The 1,565-nt window shown below is 64.5% G+C and carries 1 protein-coding gene; it reads left to right on the top strand.

The features are described 5' to 3' along the window. Nucleotides 1–518: 518 nt before the first annotated feature. Nucleotides 519–1,277 (top strand): histidine phosphatase family protein, encoded by a 759-nt coding sequence (locus tag G567_RS0125060; RefSeq protein ID WP_028932066.1) that lies wholly within the window; start codon nt 519–521, stop codon nt 1,275–1,277. The last annotated feature ends 288 nt before the right edge of the window (nt 1,278–1,565 follow it).

A 1,565-nucleotide genomic window follows, 5' to 3' on the forward strand; every position in this document is an offset into this window, starting at 1 on the left:
GGACATCATCAACAGCCTCCAAGTCGGTACGACACACCGACTCGTGGCTGGGTATTTCCGACCGGATCTGCTTCACGAAGTCAGACGCAAGACAGTCGCCGGAACTCCGGCGGGTAGGGCTTGGGCACGACAGACGATCTCCTTCACAAGATCGTCAGACCCTATGTCTCCTCACCTTCGTGTCCGCCAAACGGGGTCAACATCAGCTGATCTATGTAGTAGGTGCTTCACGGTGAGGCTCCTGCGGCTGATAATCAGCGCACAGTGGTCGCGCCCAGGGAGAATCGACGGTCGACATGTCAGTCCCGCACAGCGGAGTCGGCTGTGACCTACCGGAGGACCTCGCGGGGATACCGGCACCAGAAACCTCACATCGGACCTGTTCAGCTTGATACCCGGCGAGCGCGGGTCTGCACCGCGATCGGAGTGCAGGGACTGTCACGTGGGTTGGCCTGCGAGGTCAACATGGTCATCCGACCCGCTGAGCGCCCCAACGCGCCATTCTGAGGAGGCTTGACATGTCGGTCGGTAGACCCGCCCCCGGCTCTCTGACGGTTCATCTGATCAGGCACGGGCAGACCGCCAGCTACGACGAGGACACCGGGCTCACCGAGCTTGGGCGGCGACAGGCGATCGGCAGAGGGGTCCAGCTGGCCGCCCTCTGTCGAGACGGAGATCAGATCAGGTTCGGCTACGCGCCGACCGTTCGGACACGCGCGACAGCCGAGCTCTTGCAGGCCGCGGTGCTTCAGCGTGTTGCGGAGTTGGGCATCACGCTGAAGGACGGTGGGATACAGCCAGAGCCTGGCTTCCGCAACGTCCAGGTGTGGACCGACGAAGGCCCAATGGAGCCGACCCGAGCTCGGGGCCGACACCTGGAGCTGCTGGCCGCTGATGCCGGCATCCCCCGAGGTTGGGTCAGCGAGGCCAGGCAGTTCTGGTGCGCGCATGAGGCGACTGGTGACGCGATGACCTTCTGGCTCAAGACGCCCCTTCTCTGGCACGAGCCACCGGCCTCGGTCGTTCAGCGGATGCTCCTGGTCAGCCTCGGGCGCGTCGCAGAAGGTATCGGTCAGCATCTGTTCGTGGCTACCCACTCCGGATGTCTTCGAGCGCTCGTGGCCTGCGTGGCAGGGACGGACCTCGGCGAACCCGACAACGCCGAGGAAGTCACGCTGGAGCTGGCCGCAGGCAGCGATGTCGTCGCGGTCTCCTACCGCGACCACCGTTGGCAAGCGCGCATACCAACCGCGCTGTTGAACTGGTCCGCGACATGACCGGTGGTGACGGACTCGTTCACTACCTGGAGCAGTTCTCGGGTGGTCCTGGGTCCGACAAATAGCTGCCGGTACTCCCGCCACACGCTGGCCGCCAATCATGGCCTCGTGATCGTTCGACCTTTGTGTGGGCTCGGTCCTCGGAAGCGAGGCTGATCGATCAGGTCCCCTCGTGCGGTTGGCCGACAAGAGGCACGGTGTGGAAGTTGCGGCGGAAATAGATCGCCGGTTGGGCCTCGCCGAGGCGGGTGTGCTCGACCTGGCCGAGCAGGATGGTGTGGTCCCCGC

Origin of the sequence: Pseudonocardia asaccharolytica DSM 44247 = NBRC 16224, from assembly GCF_000423625.1 — a bacterium.
GTDB classification, from domain to species: Bacteria; Actinomycetota; Actinomycetes; order Mycobacteriales; family Pseudonocardiaceae; genus Pseudonocardia; species Pseudonocardia asaccharolytica.

Excerpts from the sequence above, each read along its gene's own strand:
- G567_RS0125060 (WP_028932066.1), top strand. The coding sequence starts at position 519 with ATGTCGGTCGGTAGACCCGCCCCCGGCTCTCTGACGGTTCATCTGATC.